The following is a 16,385-nucleotide window of genomic DNA, read 5'->3' on the forward strand; positions in this document are numbered from 1 at the left end:
ATCATGTTTCGGCGGTTGGCGCTCCACCCCGGTCCTGATCTGGACGTCTACGCCGCAGCCGCCCTCGCTGCGGTGCCGGTTGCGGAGGCACGGCAGCATCTCGACGCCCTATATATCGACCACCTCCTCGAGGAGATCGCAGCGGGCCGCTACCGATTCCACGATTTGGTGCGTGAATTCGCCCGCGCGTTGGCCGAGGAGGATCCGGCGGGGGACAATGACGCTGCCCGCGAGCGTCTCTTCGATTACTACGTCCAGGCGTCGCGCCGGGCCGCACGGCCCGCGCCATCCACACCGAATCTGAGTCAGGACCTCGGTGGGTATCCGGAGGTGCCCTCGACAGACGTGGCTGCCCTGGCATGGATGCGATCCGAGCGGCGAAATCTGTTGGCATGCCTCACCTATGCCGCCTCGAGGAATCTGCTGGCCTGCGTTTTCGAACTGGTCGGCGCGCTCACTGAGGAGTTGCGACTGCACGGCCCCTGGCAGGTCGGTATCGCCTACAGCCAGCGAGCGAGCGTTGCCCGGCACACCATGAACGACACGGACGCTCAGACGCTCGCGCTCAAAGATCTTGCACCCCTGGGGTATTTGGCCGATGGATATCTGCTCGCGGCCGAGCTGTTGGAGCAGCAGATCGCCGATCAACCGCAGGTCGAACCTGCGGTGAAGGCTCTGATGCTGCAATGTCTGGGTAGGACACGATTTCTGGCGGGTCAGTATCCGGCCGCCATCGACGCGTTGTCACAGGCTCTCGATGTCATTCGGTCAATCGGGGACCCGACAGGGGAGGGGTTCGTGCTCAATGCTCTGGGATGGACGTACCATCTGACCGGCGATTATCGAGCGGCCAGCGAGAATGTGGGACAGGCGTTGGCCATCCACGTCGCCCACCGTCATGAGTCGGGTGAGGCAGCAGCCCGGATGAATCTCGGCTGGATCTGGTGTCTGGAGCGGCGGCATGGGGATTCCATCGAACAAGTTCTTGCCGCCGAGGCGATCTACCATCGATTGCGGCGTCGATCAGACGAGGCGTTCGCGATCATCATCCGATTGTGGAATTGGCATCTGACCGGCGAATACTTCGCGATCTCCGAACACATCGGGCGAGCCATCCAGCTGTACCGCAGCATCGGCAACCGCTCCGGGCAAGCCTTCCTCCTCAGCCACCAAAGCTCGTTCCTTATGGTGGCAGGTGAGTACCTCGATGCCATGCAACTGCTCGAGGAGGCGAAGGAGCTCTATGAACAACTTGGCAATCGATCCGGGGTGGCCTCCGCGTTGAACAATCTGGGTTTGGCACATTGTCATCTCGGTGACTGTGCCACTGCCGTGGAGTTGATCGGGGAAGCTCAGAAGATCTATGAAGCCATCGGTAACCGGACCGGAGACGCCGAAGCCGATGCGTATTTGGGCTGGGTCAGGCACTGCGAAGGCGATCACGAAAGTGCGACTGAATTGCTGCACCGCGCATTGCGGGCTTGCCGCGCCATCCAACACCGCACGGGAGAAGCCGAAACGCTCACTAGAATCGCCGCCCACGCCGAATCCCTCGGTGACAATGAGCGAGCGCTGTCGAGCTATGACGAGGCCGTCGAGTTGGCCAGGCGCATCGGCTCGCCCCTCGAGCTCGCACGAGCCCTCTACGGAAGGGCACAATGCCAGGTCTCACTCGGCAACCGTGACCGTGCACGTGCTGCCCTGACCGAAGCGCTGCCACTCTTCCGACGCCTGTGCGCCATCGAAACTGCCTCCGCCGCGGCCCTACTCGATCGTATTGTCGCGGAGTATCCCTCGTAGCGCATCGCGGCCTGCGGCATCTCGTGCCGAACTTCGCTGGGGCGGAAGCCTTCTCGGCCGATCGTGACGCTGTGGTGTCGAAGTTGCGGCGGTAGATCCATTCGCGCATGGTGCCGCCGTGCTCAAGATCGGAGAACAGTCCTTTCCAGTCCTTGTCAGGGCCAACAGGGTCCTAATGCCGAGTGGTCTCATTCACTGGAAGCGGGCCACAATTCGTTGTTGATTGCAGACATGTCCGTTATCTGCGGTTTTCGCAGACTCCGCCGGGGCTATCGACTCGTGGTCGCCGCAATCGCTCGTTCATGATCTTGATGACGATGCAGCGGCTCTGTCGATGGCAATCTCTGACAGCCTGCATGTCAGCGCGTTCGCTGGGACGAGATGGTCTTGGCCCGTTGGTCTTCGGAGATGCCGAGGGAACAAGAGTATGTGAGTGCCGCCGCGTGGGGCGGCGGCACTATCCACCCCGCCCTGCTCCTCGGCGGACTTTGCGCGCTTCGTGGCGCGATATCGTCGACCGCGAAGCATCACCGGGCGCAGATAGTCACTTGAAGTTGTGACACTGCATAGTCTCCAGGGCAACTGCTCCCCCGGGAGGTAGCGGGCCGAACTTGTCGCTTCCCAGCTCCTTGTTGGCGGCCCACTCGAACCTGGCGTAGTCGTCATACCAGGCGTTGAGTGCTACTCCAGTGGGGTCGCACATGTTGGACCAATCTGCTACCAGGTTCGGCCCTTGGTAAGCGTCCCCAGGGCGAGCGTCGAAGTAGTGAGCTGCTTCCGGGTGCTGTTGAACGTATTCCTGCACCTGGAGGTAGATCTCGTGGATCGGATCGGTCTGCTGAGTCGGTGAGGTGGTGGTCGGCGCCGATCGCTGCTCACTGTGGCTACCGCATCCCGTGCAGAGCATGACAGCCATCGCGAAAATAGCTCCGATTAGCTTCATTTCGAGCCTCCCGGCGGTTGCAGTCCGCTGCGCGGCGCGATGTCGGATTCCACAATTGAGGCCCGAGAGGGCGCGGGGAACAAGTCGCTGTCGAGTTCGTCGTTCGTATGGTGGGCGAACTTCGCATAGGCATCCTCCCATGCGTTCAACCCGGAACCATCCTTGGTGGCAATGTTGTTCCAGTCCAGCAGAGATCCTTTGCCTGCCTGATCGAAGTACTGGGCAGCCGAAGGATCGTGCTCAACGTAGCCCAGGGTCTGGAGGTACTGGTCCCGGGTGGCGTCCGGTGTAATCGTGTCCTTGATGGAGTTGAGCGCGGTAGAGACCTTGTCGTCGGGCAGGGGGTGGGCGGGATCGGCTGGGTTGGGTATGACGTCGGCTTTGATATATGAGTCGACCGTGGCGGCGATACCGCCGACGACCGCGGCAGCGGCAGGGGCGGCGATCGGAGCGCCGGGGATCGAGCTCCCAGTAATGGCTGCGGCGGTCTGCACGACACTGGTGACGCCGTCTGCGAGGACACCCTTGTTGCCGTAATTCACCGCAGCTTGGTAGGCGCGCTCGGCCGCGTGCGCGTTGATATCTGTGGTCAACCCGGCGTTCATAGCAGTCTGCAGGCCATTGGCATCACCCAGAAGGCTCACGGCCTTGTCAGGATTCAAACCGGCTGCGTAATCGAGCGCGTCGTGCCATTGCATTCCGGCGCTATTGATGGTTTGCGCGGCCGTCGGGTCGGAGTCGAGTACGGCGAACATGTTGCTCAGCTGGTTATGGTCGCCGATTGTCGGCAGGTCCAGCGGATGACCGGTGGAGTCGATCGGGACGCTGTTGAGCAGATTGGCGTCCGTCACTCCGGCGAAGTTGCCCAGGTAGGGCGACATGCTGTTGGCGAGAGTTTGGGTGAGTGCCGGGTTGTAGGCCCCGAGGGGGTTGTCGGGACTGTTGAGGGCCGCCTGGTTGTGGGAGTCGCCGAGGATCGACGCGAGGCTGTAGGCGGTTTCCCCGGCCTGGTTGTTGAGGAAGCTGCCCTTTGGCTGGGAGGCGTCGTCGCCGATCCATTTGAACATGTTCTCGGCCCCGTGCTGGTCTTTCGCCCACGGGTGTTCGAGGACGTCGAGTACATGCTGGCTGCCGAAGTACTTGCCGCCGTCGCAGGTGACGTTCATTCGGGTAGCAGCGGCGCGGGCATCGGGGTTGGAGCTGTTGGGGTCGGCCACGATGGCGTCGTGGACAGCGGTGTGGTCACCGGATGCGTTGTCCAGCAAACTGTTAGCCAGTATTCCGACGTTTTCGTTGCCGATACTGAAGAACGCGTCCGGAGTCGCCGCACCGGCGAGTTCGGCACCCTGCTTGATCATGCCGCGGTTGATATCGGAACCTTGAATCGACTTGTCGCCGTGAGACATGAGGTCGCCGACTGCCTTCAGATCGTCCAAGTGTTCGACCTCGTGAGACCCGAACGGAATCGATTTGACCGGGTTATCGGTCAATGCTTTCTGAACGCTGTCGGGCAGTTGCTTCATGCCGCCAGTGTTCTTACCGTCGACGCTGTGGACCTGGGGGTCGGAGATAATGCGGAAATCGTTGGAAATCGCATCTTTCACCTGATTGGGCCCGTTGCCTTTGAGCTTGCTGCCCAGCTTGTCGATTTCCTCGCCGGACATGTCGTTCATGCCCTGGGTGAACGCCTGCAGGTAGGGGTATTGGGGGAGGCCGACGGTGTCGCCATTGTTTAGTTCTTGCTTGTCGTAGTCCGACAGCGTGGTGGCCATCCGGATCCGCGCCAGGGTCGCGTCATCGGCGGTGCCGTCCTTCACCGCCTGCAGGTCCTTGCGGGCTTGATCGGCGGTCAATTGGTCGAGTTCAGCGGTAGTCGGCTGTTGGATCTGGGTGGTGGTCAGATTCGCGAAGGCGTTGTTGACTGCGGTCATCGCATCGTCGTCGGCGGTGCCGCAATCGGTGAGCGCGGCCTGAATCGCCTTCTGGTACTCCTCGGCTCGGTGCTCCAGGCCAGCTTGCAATGTGGCTTTGTCGTCACGGGCGTACTGGAGGATCATCATCATGCCGGTGCTGATCTTCACCTCACCGGTGTCGCTGACGGTGAAACCCGACGATTCAGCGTCGGAAACCTTGTTCAGCAACGTCGTCTTGGCGTTCTGGATGGCAGTGGCTCCGTTGCGCGCCGCGGTCGCACCGTTCTCCAGCGCAGTCTTGACGGTCTTTGCGTCACCGTGGATTTCGTCATGCCGGTCGCGCATCGAGTCTCCGGCGTCACCAATCCAGTAGTGATGCGAGCCGTCGACCGAGCGGGCCGCCGTGTCTAGGGTGTCGCCGAGGGTCTTGGCCTTCTGCTCCCACTCCCCGCCCTGAGTGTTGAGTACATCGGGATCCCACGCCTTCACCTGCGGGATGGTCGGCGTACCCATCAGACCGCGTCACCCAGGTTGGTGAACTTGGCAACCGAGACGTCCTCGGTCGCGTCGTAGGTGTTGGCACCGTTGTGGGCGTGTGTATGCAATGCGTCGTAGTAGCCGGAGACGGCGGTGAACGCCCCGCCGATTGCGGAGGCTACCGCGGTGCATGCACCACCGACGGCCGTGTCACCCAGACCCGCTGTGATCTGGTCGGCTGAATCGTGATCGGTCATGCCGCCGAGCGTGGTTGACGCATCCTTGAATCCGGAAGCCAAAGCGCGCACGTCCTCCGGATTGACCTGTAGTCGCCCACCCATTCCCCAGACCCCCTTGTTGCCGACACCGAACGATCGGTGCACGTGATGCTACAAACTTAGTTGCGCGTACTTTACAGCGCCAGACACCAACCGCTGCGCCCTCGCGATGAGGTCGGCAGCCGAGACCAGCGAGCAGGGGGCCTCATAACATGGCTGATCACACTTCCTCGCGTCACAGATCATTACTGGACGCGGTCGCCGAAGACGCCGAACGCCTGCAAGCAGCGATCCGGACCCACACCACTACCGCGACCTCAGCCGATGGCCGAATCACAGTGGCCGTCAGCGCCGACGGCGGCATCCGTGAATGGCACGTCGCGGGTATCGACACCCACACCCATCGACTCATGGCGGACCTCGTCGAGCTGATCGAACAGGCACATGCCAGTGCGCAGGAAGACATCCGCGCCGAGCTCGATGCGATCGCCGATCGCGACGAGGTCCGAACTGCCCGCGATACCGTCCATGATGCTCTGGCTCGAACCCTCGACGCGCCCTCGTCCACAGCCCACGGCGAGGCGTGGGACGAGGAGTATTACGACAACCAACTCCGCGGCAAGTCCCGTATCGCCGCCGACTGATAGGCCAGGTTCACTGAACATTTGCGTTACGTTGCGTTCTCGCTCGCGTTTGACATGAGCTCGGGCTGCGTCGAGCAATGTCGCTGGGAGTCTCGACTGATTCGGCGACCGCCATGGCGGAGCCGAACATGACAAAGCTGGGACGTACTCAGTTGCTCGGCAGTCGAAGGGCAACTCACAACTCGCATGTGCTGCATGTGATTTGGGTGCATCGTGGTTTCGATGCGGTTGTCGAGATCGGCGCGATCGTGGACCGCGGTGTTGTGGTTGGATCGGGCGGAAGTCACAGCGGCGCGGGCGGATTCGACTTCGCCGAGCGTCTCCTCAAGCTCGCGCCACACCTCGGCCCTCGGGGCGGGGAGGGCCTGTCTGCAGCGGTGGAATCAGCGCGCCGATGAGTCCTCGTGGCCGATTCCGCAGCGCGTTGCCCCTTGAATCGGCTGTCATGGAGTGGGTGTTGCGGATGATGGGACGAAAGTCTTGCCCGCCATAAGTTTCGCGCTGTACATGAGGTGGGGGCGCGGTGGATGGCGGTCTGGAAGACCGAGATGACGGGGTGGTGTAGAAAACGACCGAGACCCAGCGATCCCCTCACTTCAGGGTGCGCGCCAGGTCGATTGCTGAGGAGATGAGGGTGCGGTCGTCGGGACCGATACTCTTACCCGGCGTGACCGTCCCGTATTTGTCGCCGCCGTAGCGTAGCGGCGTGTAGTAGGTGGAGACGAGGACGCGGTCGTCAACGAGGGTCTCGACATTGAGGCCCATGCCGTCGCGATGCCCGCGCGAGATGGTGCCGGGGAACAATGGGGTCGGTATGAGGGTCAGCCGGGCCGAGCTGTTGTCGGTTTTGAAGTCGCTCGCCGATGCGACATTGGTCTTCGTGAACGTGACGGTCATCAGCAGGTGTTTGCTGTCGCTGACGAAGTCGCAGGAGGTCATGGCGTCGGTGGCCCGGCCGCGCGCCAAGCTCACAGCACCGATGAGCGGCCGAATGCCCTGAATCCGATCACACAGTGGGGGAACGTCGCGTGGGGCGTCCGGAATCGATTGCGGCAGTTTGCCGATCATGTCCTGCGCCACCGCCGCCAGTCCGGCTTCGTCGAGCGGCTTGCCCAGCAGATCACCCAATCCCGAATTGGTCACCAGCAATTGGACGTCGCCGTGCTTGACGGCCAGGGTGCTCGTGCCGCTGATCTCGGTCGTCCCGATGACGCCCTTGTCCGATCCCACCGAAACCTGGTGGCGCTTACTCGGGACCAGCGCGTCGAGACTGGAGAACGGATGACCAACCACGACTCCCACCGATACCGGCGATACGCCCCGGACGCCGCCGTGACACCAGTCGCTGCGGCCGTCCACCGGGTCGACATCACGACTCAGGCCGAAATCGCCCTTGATGACCCCGTCGGACTGCAGCTTGCCGACGTCGATCAACGTGCATGGATCGAATGCTCGTGGCGCGGTCGCCTCCCCGGTGACCCGTCCCCCGCATCCACTCGCCAGGACCACCGCCGCCACGAGTACACCCAGCATTGCTCGACGCATTCACACCCTCCCCTTTGCCCGTTCCCCGGTTCGAATCATAGGCACACCGGAGGCTGGGAGCCCGGAGGGGCGGATTCCGGTGAGCTGAGCCATGATGTCGAAGCTTGTTGGGGCGGTTCGAGGTCGATTTCGGCTACCACGGTGGGTGTGAGGGCGGGTTCTCTAGTGCCAGACAGCAATTGTGGCTCATAGGCCGTGGGGTGGTTCGGGTTGATCATGGTTAAAACCACTGGAAAACGGCCGGTCATCGTAGGTTTCGCGATGACCGGCCGTTTTTGGTGCAATATCGCGGCGCGACGGCCAGGGTCCGCGCGGACACGACGAACGCCCGTCTCGGCCGGTCGCCGAAAGCTGCCGCAGGGCCTCGCGTTCGACGAGCAGAGGGACGAGATCGCGAACCGGTCTGCCGTCGAAGCCTCGGTGGACTTCGCTGACAATGCCCGAGATGGTGTCGTTGCCTAGGGTGGGGAACCGGTCGATGAGGGGTTGGACGAGCGCGGTGATCGCTGCGCGGCAATTGCCTTCCGCGCGAGCATGATTGGAGATTCCATCCCGATCAGTCGCCCGGTGCTGTCCACGTCGGCTTGCGGGCACTCGAGCTAGGGCTCGTAGGAGCGTAGTAGGGCGAGGGACTGGTGTAACGCGTTCGTGAGATGTTCGGCTGAGCCGGTGGCCTTGTCGATGATCGCGCCGCCTTGCAGGGCGGCGACGAACGCGGAGGACAGGGCGCGCAGCGGGGCGTCGGGACGCAGCAGGCCGTTGTGTTGCATGGCTGAGAGTTGTTCGTGCAGCAGGTCGACCCAGCGTTCGTACATGCGGCCGACCAGATCGCGGGTGAAGGTGTCGGTGTCGAGCGCGCGGCCCGCGAGTGCCGCGATTTCGCAGGCATCGGTGATCGTTTGCTGGGAGTGCAGCTGGAGGATCTGCTCGATCCAGGCTTCCCATCCTTGCCACGTGGTGAGCGGAATGGCCGGGGCGTCGGCTTCGGCGAGGCGGGTCAGGTGGCGTTCGGCGGCGGCCCGGCGCAATTCGTCCTTCCCGTCCGGGAAGTAGTGGAACAGCTGGCCTTTGCTGGTGCTGGTCAGGCGCATGACGTCGTCGAGATTGACGTCGTTGCCGGTGACGAGAAGGTCGGCGGCGGCTTCGACGATGCGGGCCTTGGTCGCCTCCCCTTTGCGAGTGGGCATGCCTCACCCTACCTTTCTGGACTTGTAAGTCCAAAAAATTGGTGCCAGCCTAGTGGACGTGAAAGTCCAAAACCTATCGGGCCGAAGCCGTTTCGCGGGCGCGCTGCTGGTGCTGGCCGGACTGCAATACGTGGTCCTGGAGTACGTCACCGCTCGCGCGTGGCGCGGCCCGGGCTATAGCTACGCCGTGAACTTCATCAGCGATCTGGGCAACCCGGTCGCTGGGGATGTCTTCGACGGCCGCGCGATCGATTCACCCCTGCATGCGGTCATGAACACGGCGTTCATCGGCCAGGGTGTGCTGTTCATCGCCGCCGCACTACTGCTCGCGACCCGGGAACGGCGTGAACGTCGACTCTTCGGGTTCGTGCTCGCGCACGGCATCGGCGTCATCCTGGTCGGGTTCTTCCACGAATCGGCCGCCAACCAGCACAACGGCATTCTCGTGGTGCACGGCATCGCCGCGGCCGTGGCCATCGTCAGCGGCAACGTCGTCGCGATCCTCATCGGTACCCGGCGGGACGTGTCGCCGTGGTTGCGTCGAACCAGCCTTGCCCTGGGTGCCCTCGGACTGGTGTCGTTCGTGCTGTTGCAGGCCGACCGGCCGCTGTATCACGCGGCCGGCGGGATACCCGAACGCGGCGCGGTCTACACCATCCTGGCCTTCGAAATCCTGCTCGGCACAGTGCTTCTCGTCTCCGGGGTCCGCCGGGCCCCGGACTGCTCGCTACCTCCCACCATGGAAAGGCTCACCGCATGAATCACACCGCAACACAACGTTTGACCGGTCGCCGCGCGCTGGTCACCGGGTCGACCTCGGGTATCGGACGCGCGATCGCCATCGCATTGGCTCGTGAGGGCGCGGCGGTAGTCGTATCGGGCCGCTCCAAGGACGCGGGTGAGGCCGTGGTCGAGACGATTCGAGCGGCCGGAGGCGTAGCGCATTACGTCCGCGCCGACCTTGCCGAATCGGGCAGTACCGCAACAGAACTCGCGCATGCCGCGGCTGCGGCACTGGACGGCCCGGTCGATCTGCTGGTCAACAATGCCGCAGTGCTCATCCCCGCCCAGTCGCTGCTCGATGTCGATGAGGCGCTCGCTGATCTGGCCTTGGCGGTGAATGTGAAGGCGCCTGCGCTGCTGACCGCCGCGATCATCCCCGGCATGATCGCCGCCGGAGGCGGTGCGATCGTCAACACCGGTTCCCTCAGCGGTCTGGCCGGCAATGCCGTGTCCGCCCTCTACGGCGCGACCAAAGCCGCCTTGCATTCGCTCACCACGTCCTGGGCGGCCGAACTGGCGCCGCGCGGTATTCGCGTCAACGCCGTCGCCCCCGGCCCGACCATGACCGACGAAAACGCCTCCTATCACGAAACATTGCGAAGTCTGGCGGCGTCGACCCCCGACCGCCGGCCCGGCACGGCCGACGAGGTCGCCGCCGCGGTGGTCTTCCTCGCCGGCGCCGAGGCGGCCCACATTCACGGCGCGGTCCTGCCTGTCGACGGCGGGCATCAAGCCGTGCGTTGAGCGCGCTATTTCGATTACCCGCACTCCTGGCCGCGGATTCATCGATTCGACGGTACCGCAAGGCAAAAGGGTATGACTTTCCCGCAATTTCGGAGTGACGGGTGCGCGCTCGTTCATGCTTCGAAGCCACCACTTCAATCCGCCCAGATAATCCACACGATGGGGAGATCGCCGTCATGAAAACCCTTGCGCGCCGGGCCGCCGTGGCTACCGCCGTCCTAGCCGCCGCGGCCGGGGCCCTGACCGCTTGCACGCAAACCGATCACCACGACTCGGTGACAACGTCCACCTCGGCCCAGGTGTCGCGGGTCGCGGACTGGCAGGGAGACAAGCCGACGATCGTGCTGGTGCACGGGGCCTGGGCCGACGCGGCGGGCTGGACACCCGTGGTCGCCGAACTGCAAAAAGCCGGGTTCCCGGTCAAGGCTCCGCCGAATCCCTTGCGCGGGTTGGATTCCGATGCCGCTTACGTCTCCGAGGTGCTCCGTCAGACCACCGGGCCGATCATCCTCGTGGGGCATTCCTACGGCGGCGCGGTCATCACCAACGCGGTGGCGGGCAACAGTCAAGTCAAGGCGCTGGTGTACATCGCCGCGTTCGCGCCCGATCAGGGTGACTCGCTGGCGAGTCTGAACTCCAGTCCGCAGGGCAAACAGATTCCCGCGGTGCCCGCTACGCCGTCGTCGTTCCCCGACACGGGTGGCGGCACCGGCACCGAGCTCACCATCGACCCGGCCCGGTACCCGGATGTGTTCCTGGACAACACCATCGCGCCGAATCAGCAGCGGGCGCTCGCGGTCGAACAGCGTCCGCTCAGCCTGGCCTCGGTGACCGGAGTATCGGGCGTTCCCGCGTGGAAGACGGTGCCGTCGTGGTATCTGGTCGCCAAACAGGATCGTGCGATCGCGCCGGATCTGGAGCGGTTCATGGCGACTCGTGCGGGCGCGCGCACCGTCGAGGTCGAAGGACCACATCTGATCATGCAAACCAACCCCGATGCGGTGACCGATCTGATCGAACAGGCCGCGGTCGCGACGCATTGAAACCGTGTGCGGCGAGACCGGCTCGCGCATGCTGAAACAACACAACGTGAAGGAGAACACGATGTCCGACCAGACAGCTCCGACGGTAGTGCTCGTCCACGGCGCCTTCGCCGACGCCTCGGGATTCGCCGGGGTGATCCGAGAACTGACCTCATCCGGGCATTCGGTCATCGCGCCGCCGAATCCCTTGCGGGGCTTGGCCAATGATGCCGGGACGGTGCGCTCGGTCGTCGCGGCGATCGAGGGACCGGTGGTGTTGGTCGGTCACTCTTACGGAGGTGCGGTGATCGGCCAGGCCGCTGCCGGGCTGAGTAGCGTGACCGCGCTGGTGTATTTGGCGGCGTTCAGCCTCGAGGTCGGTGAAAGCTGCCTCGATGTGCAGCAGCCGTTCGCGCCCTCGCTGCTGGCCGAGACCACACGCCCGACACCCTACGACGCGCCGGGCGCGGCCGGTGGGCCCGATCTCTACATCGACCGGCAGCGGTTCCGCGAAACCTTCTGCGCCGACGTCCCCGTCGACCTGGCACAGGTGATGGGTGCCACCCAACGACCGCTCGCGGCAGCCGCTTTGGCCGAGCAGGCCACCGCGGCCGGATGGCAGCAGATTCCTTCCTGGTATCAGGTGGCTCGCCACGACCGGGCCATCAACCCCGAAGCCCAGCGGTTCATGGCCAAACGCATGGGATCCACCCTCGACGAGATCGACGGATCCCACACCGTTTTCATCAGCCAACCCGTGCGCGTCGCCGAATTCATCGACAGCGCCATCGCCGGACGCTGAGCGACCCCTACCCCAGTGGGGCCTGCCGGAGTGGCCGGCTAGTTCCGGCTCGCCTCATGTGGGCTGGGTTCTCGGCAACGCGCACACCCGTGACCGTCTGGTCCAGGGGCTGACGGTGAAAGCCATTGCAAGGACTACGACGCGGCGCAGCCGCAGGCCGGAAGGTCTGCGGCTGCGCGGGGGTGGGGTGTCGTGAATTATTCAGTGGCGCTAGATGGTTCAGGCTTCCAGGGCTGCGAAGCCGGTGCGGAGGTCGGTGAGGATGTCGTCGATGCCTTCGATGCCGACGGCGAGGCGGACCAGGCCGGGGGTGACGCCTGCGGCGAGTTGTTGTTCGGGGGTGAGTTGGGAGTGGGTGGTGGAGGCGGGGTGGATCACCAGGGAGCGTACGTCGCCGATGTTGGCGACGTGGCTGTGCAGGGTGAGGGCCTCGACGAAGCGCTTGCCGGCGTCGACGCCGTCGGCGAGTTCGAAGCCGATGATCGCGCCGACTCCCTTGGGGGCCAGCTGCTTTCCGCGTTCGTACCAGGGGGAGGAGGGCAGGCCCGCGTAGGAGACGGAGGTGACTTCCGGTCGCTCGGTGAGGAATTCGGCGACGACCTGGGCATTGCTGACGTGCCGTTCGAGTCGCAGGCTGAGGGTTTCCAGGCCCTGGCTGATGAGGAAGGCGTTGAACGGGGAGATCGCCGAGCCGAGATCGCGCAGGAGTTGGACGCGGGCCTTGAGCGCGTAGGCGGGTGCGCCGAGATCGGCGTAGACGACGCCGTGGTAGCTGGGGTCGGGTTCGGTGAAGCCGGGGAATCGTCCACCGCGCCAATCGAAGGTGCCGCCGTCGACGATCACGCCCGCGATGGCCGCGCCGTGGCCGCCCAGATACTTGGTCGCCGAGTGCACGACGATGTCGGCGCCGTGCGCGAACGGCTGGATCAGATAGGGGGTGGCAACGGTGTTGTCGACGATGAGTGGAATGCCCGAACCGTGGGCGACCTGCGCGATGCCGGGGATGTCGAGGATATGGTTCTGCGGGTTGGAGATCGTCTCGCCGTAGAAGGCCTTGGTGTTCGGGCGGATCGCCGCACGCCACTGCTCGAGATCGTCGGGGTCCTCGACGAAACTCACCTCGATGCCCAGCTTCGGCAGCGTGTACCGGAACAGGTTGTAGGTGCCGCCGTAGAGGCGGGGGCTGGACACGAGGTGATCGCCCGCGCCGGCGATATTGAGGATCGCGAAGGTCTCCGCCGCCTGACCCGAGGCCAGCAACAGCGCGGCCACACCGCCTTCCAACGCGGCGATGCGCTGTTCGACCGCGTCCTGGGTGGGATTCATGATGCGGGTGTAGATGTTGCCCGGCTCGGCCAGCCCGAACAGCGCGGCCGCGTGGGCGGTGTCGCGGAAGGTGTAGGACGTGGTCTGGTAGATCGGCAGGGCCCGGGCGTTGGTCGTGCCGTCGGGGGTCTGCCCCACGTGGATCTGCTTGGTCTCGAAACTCCAAGCGGCGGTCGGGTCTTCGGGGAGAGCTGTTTCGGTCATCGGGGCCTCCGGATGGTGATGGGCGTGAATTACTGTGTGACGAGCGTGGTTTCGACCGGCGTGTGGCCGGTGGTGAGATCCAGGACCGGGCAGTGCGCGTCCACGACCCGCTGCAATTCGGCGTAGCGCTCGGCCGTTTCCGGTCCGCTGATCCGGACAGTGACGCGCACCGCCTGGAAGCCGGGGCGCACGGTGTCGTCGAGGCCGAAGAATCCGCGCACGTCCAGATCGCCTTCGGCGTCGATGGACAGCTCCTCGACCGTGACACCGAGTCGTTGTGCCCAGAACCGGTAGGTGACCACCTGGCAGGCGATCAGAGAGGCCAGATACACCTCGACCGGGTTCGGCGCGCTCCCCTCGCCGCCGAGGGCGGGCGGCTCGTCCACGCGGACCGTGTACTGTCCCAGGGCGATCGCGCTGCCCACCGTGCCTTCCGGTGTTCCCGCGGCGCGAAAGGTCACCTGGCCCTTGGCGGCATCCTCGGCGATGGCCTGCGCGGTCGCCTCGACGATCGCGTTCAACGGCGTGCTCAGCTCAGTGGTCATACTCGGCGACGGTAGGCCGCGGCAGCGCGGTGAACGACCATAAGAGTTGCGGTGAGCCGAACCCGGCAACCGCCCAGCGACGTCGAGCGAAGTCCTGCGACACGCCCGGGGGATTGTCAGCCGGTGAACGGGACCGTCGGCGCGATCGAGGCGTCGGCCGTTCTGAATGGGTGCTGCCACAGCCCTTTTCGATGCAGGATCGGGAGGACGCCCTCCCCGAACCAGTACGCCTCTTCGAGGTGCGGATGGCCGGAGAGCACGAATTCGTCGATGCCGAGCGCGTGGTACTCCTCGATGCGTTCGGCGACCTGACGGTGACTGCCGACCAGCGCGGTCCCGGCGCCGCCGCGCACGAGTCCGACGCCCGCCCACAGATTCGGGGAGACCTCGAGGTCGGAGGTGGTGCCGCCGTGCAGTGCCAGCATGCGGCGCTGGCCTTCGGATCCGCTGCGGGCCAGGCCGGCTTGTACGGTGGCGATGGCGGCGGGGTCGAGCGCGTCCAGCAGCCGGGCGGCTTCGGCCCAGGCTTGTTCGGCGCGGTCGCGGCTGATGACGTGCAATCGGATTCCGAAGCGGGGTGGCGTGCGGCCCGCGTCGGCGGCCTGCTCACGGATCCAGTCGATTTTGGCGGCGACCGCCGCCGGCGGTTCGCCCCAGGTGAGGTAGACGTCGACGTGTCGGGCGGCGACCCGGCCCGCGGCGGCCGAGGAGCCGCCGAAGTAGATGTCGGGCCGCGGGTGCGGGATTCGGTCGAGCGCGGCGTCGGTGACGTGAATATGCTCGCCTTGCCACGTGACTCGTTCCCCGGCCCACAGTCGCCGGACCACGGTGAGGAATTCGTCGGCGCGCCGGTAGCGCTGCTCCTTGTCGAGATGGTCGCCGTAGGCGCGTTGTTCGTGGTCTTCGCCGCCGGTCACCACGTTCAGCAGCAGCCGTCCCCCGGTGTGGCGTTGGTAGGTGGCGGCCATCTGGGCCGCGAGGGTGGGGGAGACCAGGCCGGGGCGGAAGGCGACCAGGAATTTCAATCGTTCGGATTCGCGGGCCAGGATCGCGGTGGTCAGCCACGCGTCCTCGCACCAGGCGCCGGTGGGGGTGAGCGCCGCTTCGAAACCCAATTGCTCCGCGCTGCGTGCGATTTGGGACAGATAGCCGATATCGGCTTGGCGGTCACCGCTCGCGGCGGTGACCGCGGTGCCGTGACCGCCGCCGACGAGGTAGCGGCTGTCGCCGTAGGTGGGCAGGAACCAGTGGAAGCGCAGCATGTCCGGCGTACCTTCCGTATCAGGCGGTGACGGGTGCTCGGCGGGCGGCCAGCGCGGCCGAGAACGCGTCGACGATCGGGTAGAGGGCTTCGGCGGCACGGGTTTCCAGGGTCGCGGCGGTGCCGTCGGCGGTGGGTTCGACGTGCTGGTCGAGCACGAACCAGCCGGGCACGATGTGGTCGGCGCCGAGCGAGGACAGCACCGGTCGCAGCGCGTAGTCGATCGCCAGGACGTGTGCGGGGCTGCCGCCGGTCACGATCGGCAGCACGACCTTGCCCGCCAACGCGAACTGCGGCAGCAGATCCAGCAAGGTCTTGAGCAGCCCGCTGTAGGCCGCCTTGTACACCGGCGAGGCGACGACCACGCCGTCGGATTCGGCGATGGCCGCGGCCACCGCCGCGATCTCGGGATGGGTGGCGTCGGCGTGCAGGAGTGCGTGCGCGGGCAGATCCCGCACCCGCACGGTGGTGACGGTGTGGCCGTCACCTCGCAGGCGCCGGGCCAGATGCTCCGACAGGGCCGCGGTCCGTGAGGTCGCTGACGGGCTGCCGGACAGGACGATCAGGGTGGGCATGGAAGGCTCCTTCAGAGGACGCCGTGCCGCGGTGGCGGCGTGCCGGCGAGCAGGTAGCGACCGATGTGCTGGAACTTCCAGCGGATCGGGTCGTGGAGGGTGTGGGTGCGGGCGTTGCGCCAATGCCGGTGCAGGTTCAGCGAATCCGATGCCGAGCGCGTGCCCGAGACCTCGAACAGCGCGTTGGTCACCTCGATCGCGGCCCGGTCGGCGGCGGCTTTCGCGGTGGCGACGGCGATGGACGCGGCCGCGGCGCTCTCGGGTCGCGCCGGTCGGTGGTGCCGGGCAACGGCATTCGGCGATCTTCGCCTACAGCGACACACCGGGATTGATCGG

18 protein-coding genes are annotated in these 16,385 nt (G+C 65.2%); 7 read left to right on the plus strand and 11 right to left on the minus strand.

Going from position 1 to position 16,385, the window contains the following annotated elements; translation table 11 throughout:
- Positions 1–1,800, plus strand: a 1,800-nt coding sequence (locus ACWELQ_RS14980) for a tetratricopeptide repeat protein (protein WP_452397599.1), incomplete at its 5' end; no start/stop codon positions are given.
- 544 nt (positions 1,801–2,344) lie between these two features.
- On the opposite strand, the gene ACWELQ_RS14985 is transcribed toward ACWELQ_RS14980, so the two are convergent.
- Genes ACWELQ_RS14985 through ACWELQ_RS14995 form a run of 3 tightly spaced genes read right to left on the minus strand, consistent with a single transcriptional unit; the run spans position 2,345 to position 5,390 of the window.
- On the minus strand, positions 2,345–2,743 hold the full coding sequence (locus tag ACWELQ_RS14985) for a hypothetical protein (protein ID WP_452397600.1): 399 nt from the start codon (positions 2,741–2,743) through the stop codon (positions 2,345–2,347).
- The gene (locus ACWELQ_RS14990) at positions 2,740–5,169 is read right to left on the minus strand and encodes a WXG100 family type VII secretion target (RefSeq protein WP_452397601.1); all 2,430 of its coding nucleotides are present in this window, start codon (positions 5,167–5,169) and stop codon (positions 2,740–2,742) included. The genes ACWELQ_RS14985 and ACWELQ_RS14990 overlap by 4 nt, the downstream gene beginning before the upstream one ends.
- Positions 5,169–5,390 (minus strand): hypothetical protein, encoded by a 222-nt coding sequence (locus ACWELQ_RS14995; RefSeq protein ID WP_452397602.1) that lies wholly within the window; start codon positions 5,388–5,390, stop codon positions 5,169–5,171. The genes ACWELQ_RS14990 and ACWELQ_RS14995 overlap by 1 nt, the downstream gene beginning before the upstream one ends.
- Before the next feature lie 233 nt (positions 5,391–5,623).
- Here ACWELQ_RS14995 and ACWELQ_RS15000 point away from each other — a divergent pair, with 233 nt between their 5' ends.
- Positions 5,624–6,055 (plus strand): hypothetical protein, encoded by a 432-nt coding sequence (locus tag ACWELQ_RS15000; RefSeq protein WP_452397603.1) that lies wholly within the window; start codon positions 5,624–5,626, stop codon positions 6,053–6,055.
- 128 nt (positions 6,056–6,183) lie between these two features.
- Positions 6,184–6,453 carry a hypothetical protein gene (locus ACWELQ_RS15005; protein ID WP_452397604.1) on the plus strand — a complete coding sequence of 90 codons (270 nt, stop codon included), beginning with the start codon at positions 6,184–6,186 and terminating at the stop codon, positions 6,451–6,453.
- 193 nt (positions 6,454–6,646) lie between these two features.
- Here the strand turns inward: ACWELQ_RS15005 and ACWELQ_RS15010 are convergent, their stop codons facing one another.
- From ACWELQ_RS15010 to ACWELQ_RS15020, 3 genes are all read right to left on the minus strand, one after another.
- A complete protein-coding gene (locus ACWELQ_RS15010; protein ID WP_452397605.1) occupies positions 6,647–7,588 on the minus strand; it encodes a hypothetical protein in 942 nt (313 codons plus the stop codon).
- 198 nt (positions 7,589–7,786) lie between these two features.
- Positions 7,787–8,194, minus strand: a complete 408-nt coding sequence (locus ACWELQ_RS15015; RefSeq protein WP_452397606.1) for a three-helix bundle dimerization domain-containing protein — start codon at positions 8,192–8,194, stop codon at positions 7,787–7,789.
- A gap of 5 nt (positions 8,195–8,199) precedes the next feature.
- Positions 8,200–8,787, minus strand: a complete 588-nt coding sequence (locus ACWELQ_RS15020) for a TetR/AcrR family transcriptional regulator (RefSeq protein ID WP_452397607.1) — start codon at positions 8,785–8,787, stop codon at positions 8,200–8,202.
- Between the two features lie 58 nt (positions 8,788–8,845).
- Here ACWELQ_RS15020 and ACWELQ_RS15025 point away from each other — a divergent pair, with 58 nt between their 5' ends.
- From ACWELQ_RS15025 to ACWELQ_RS15040, 4 genes are all read left to right on the plus strand, one after another.
- Positions 8,846–9,547: a DUF998 domain-containing protein gene (locus tag ACWELQ_RS15025; protein WP_452397608.1), complete on the plus strand. Its 702-nt coding sequence runs from the start codon at positions 8,846–8,848 to the stop codon at positions 9,545–9,547.
- Positions 9,544–10,314, plus strand: coding sequence for an SDR family NAD(P)-dependent oxidoreductase (locus tag ACWELQ_RS15030; protein ID WP_452397609.1), 771 nt, complete (start codon positions 9,544–9,546; stop codon positions 10,312–10,314). The genes ACWELQ_RS15025 and ACWELQ_RS15030 overlap by 4 nt, the downstream gene beginning before the upstream one ends.
- A gap of 176 nt (positions 10,315–10,490) precedes the next feature.
- Positions 10,491–11,357: an alpha/beta fold hydrolase gene (locus tag ACWELQ_RS15035; RefSeq protein WP_452397610.1), complete on the plus strand. Its 867-nt coding sequence runs from the start codon at positions 10,491–10,493 to the stop codon at positions 11,355–11,357.
- 61 nt (positions 11,358–11,418) lie between these two features.
- Positions 11,419–12,138, plus strand: coding sequence for an alpha/beta fold hydrolase (locus ACWELQ_RS15040; RefSeq protein ID WP_452397611.1), 720 nt, complete (start codon positions 11,419–11,421; stop codon positions 12,136–12,138).
- Positions 12,139–12,357: 219 nt separating this feature from the next.
- On the opposite strand, the gene ACWELQ_RS15045 is transcribed toward ACWELQ_RS15040, so the two are convergent.
- The 5 genes from ACWELQ_RS15045 to ACWELQ_RS15065 form a co-directional block, all read right to left on the minus strand.
- A complete protein-coding gene (locus ACWELQ_RS15045) occupies positions 12,358–13,668 on the minus strand; it encodes a bifunctional o-acetylhomoserine/o-acetylserine sulfhydrylase (RefSeq protein WP_452397612.1) in 1,311 nt (436 codons plus the stop codon).
- 29 nt (positions 13,669–13,697) lie between these two features.
- The gene (locus ACWELQ_RS15050; protein WP_452397613.1) at positions 13,698–14,213 is read right to left on the minus strand and encodes an OsmC family protein; all 516 of its coding nucleotides are present in this window, start codon (positions 14,211–14,213) and stop codon (positions 13,698–13,700) included.
- 116 nt (positions 14,214–14,329) lie between these two features.
- Positions 14,330–15,475, minus strand: a complete 1,146-nt coding sequence (locus tag ACWELQ_RS15055) for an LLM class flavin-dependent oxidoreductase (RefSeq protein ID WP_452397614.1) — start codon at positions 15,473–15,475, stop codon at positions 14,330–14,332.
- A 19-nt stretch (positions 15,476–15,494) separates the two neighbouring features.
- Entirely contained in the window at positions 15,495–16,049 is a 555-nt protein-coding gene (gene ssuE, locus ACWELQ_RS15060) for an NADPH-dependent FMN reductase (protein WP_452397615.1), read from the minus strand.
- A gap of 11 nt (positions 16,050–16,060) precedes the next feature.
- A partial coding sequence (locus ACWELQ_RS15065) for an acyl-CoA dehydrogenase family protein (protein WP_452397616.1) occupies positions 16,061–16,385 on the minus strand: 325 nt, incomplete at its 5' end.

The organism is Nocardia sp. NPDC004722, assembly GCF_053601505.1.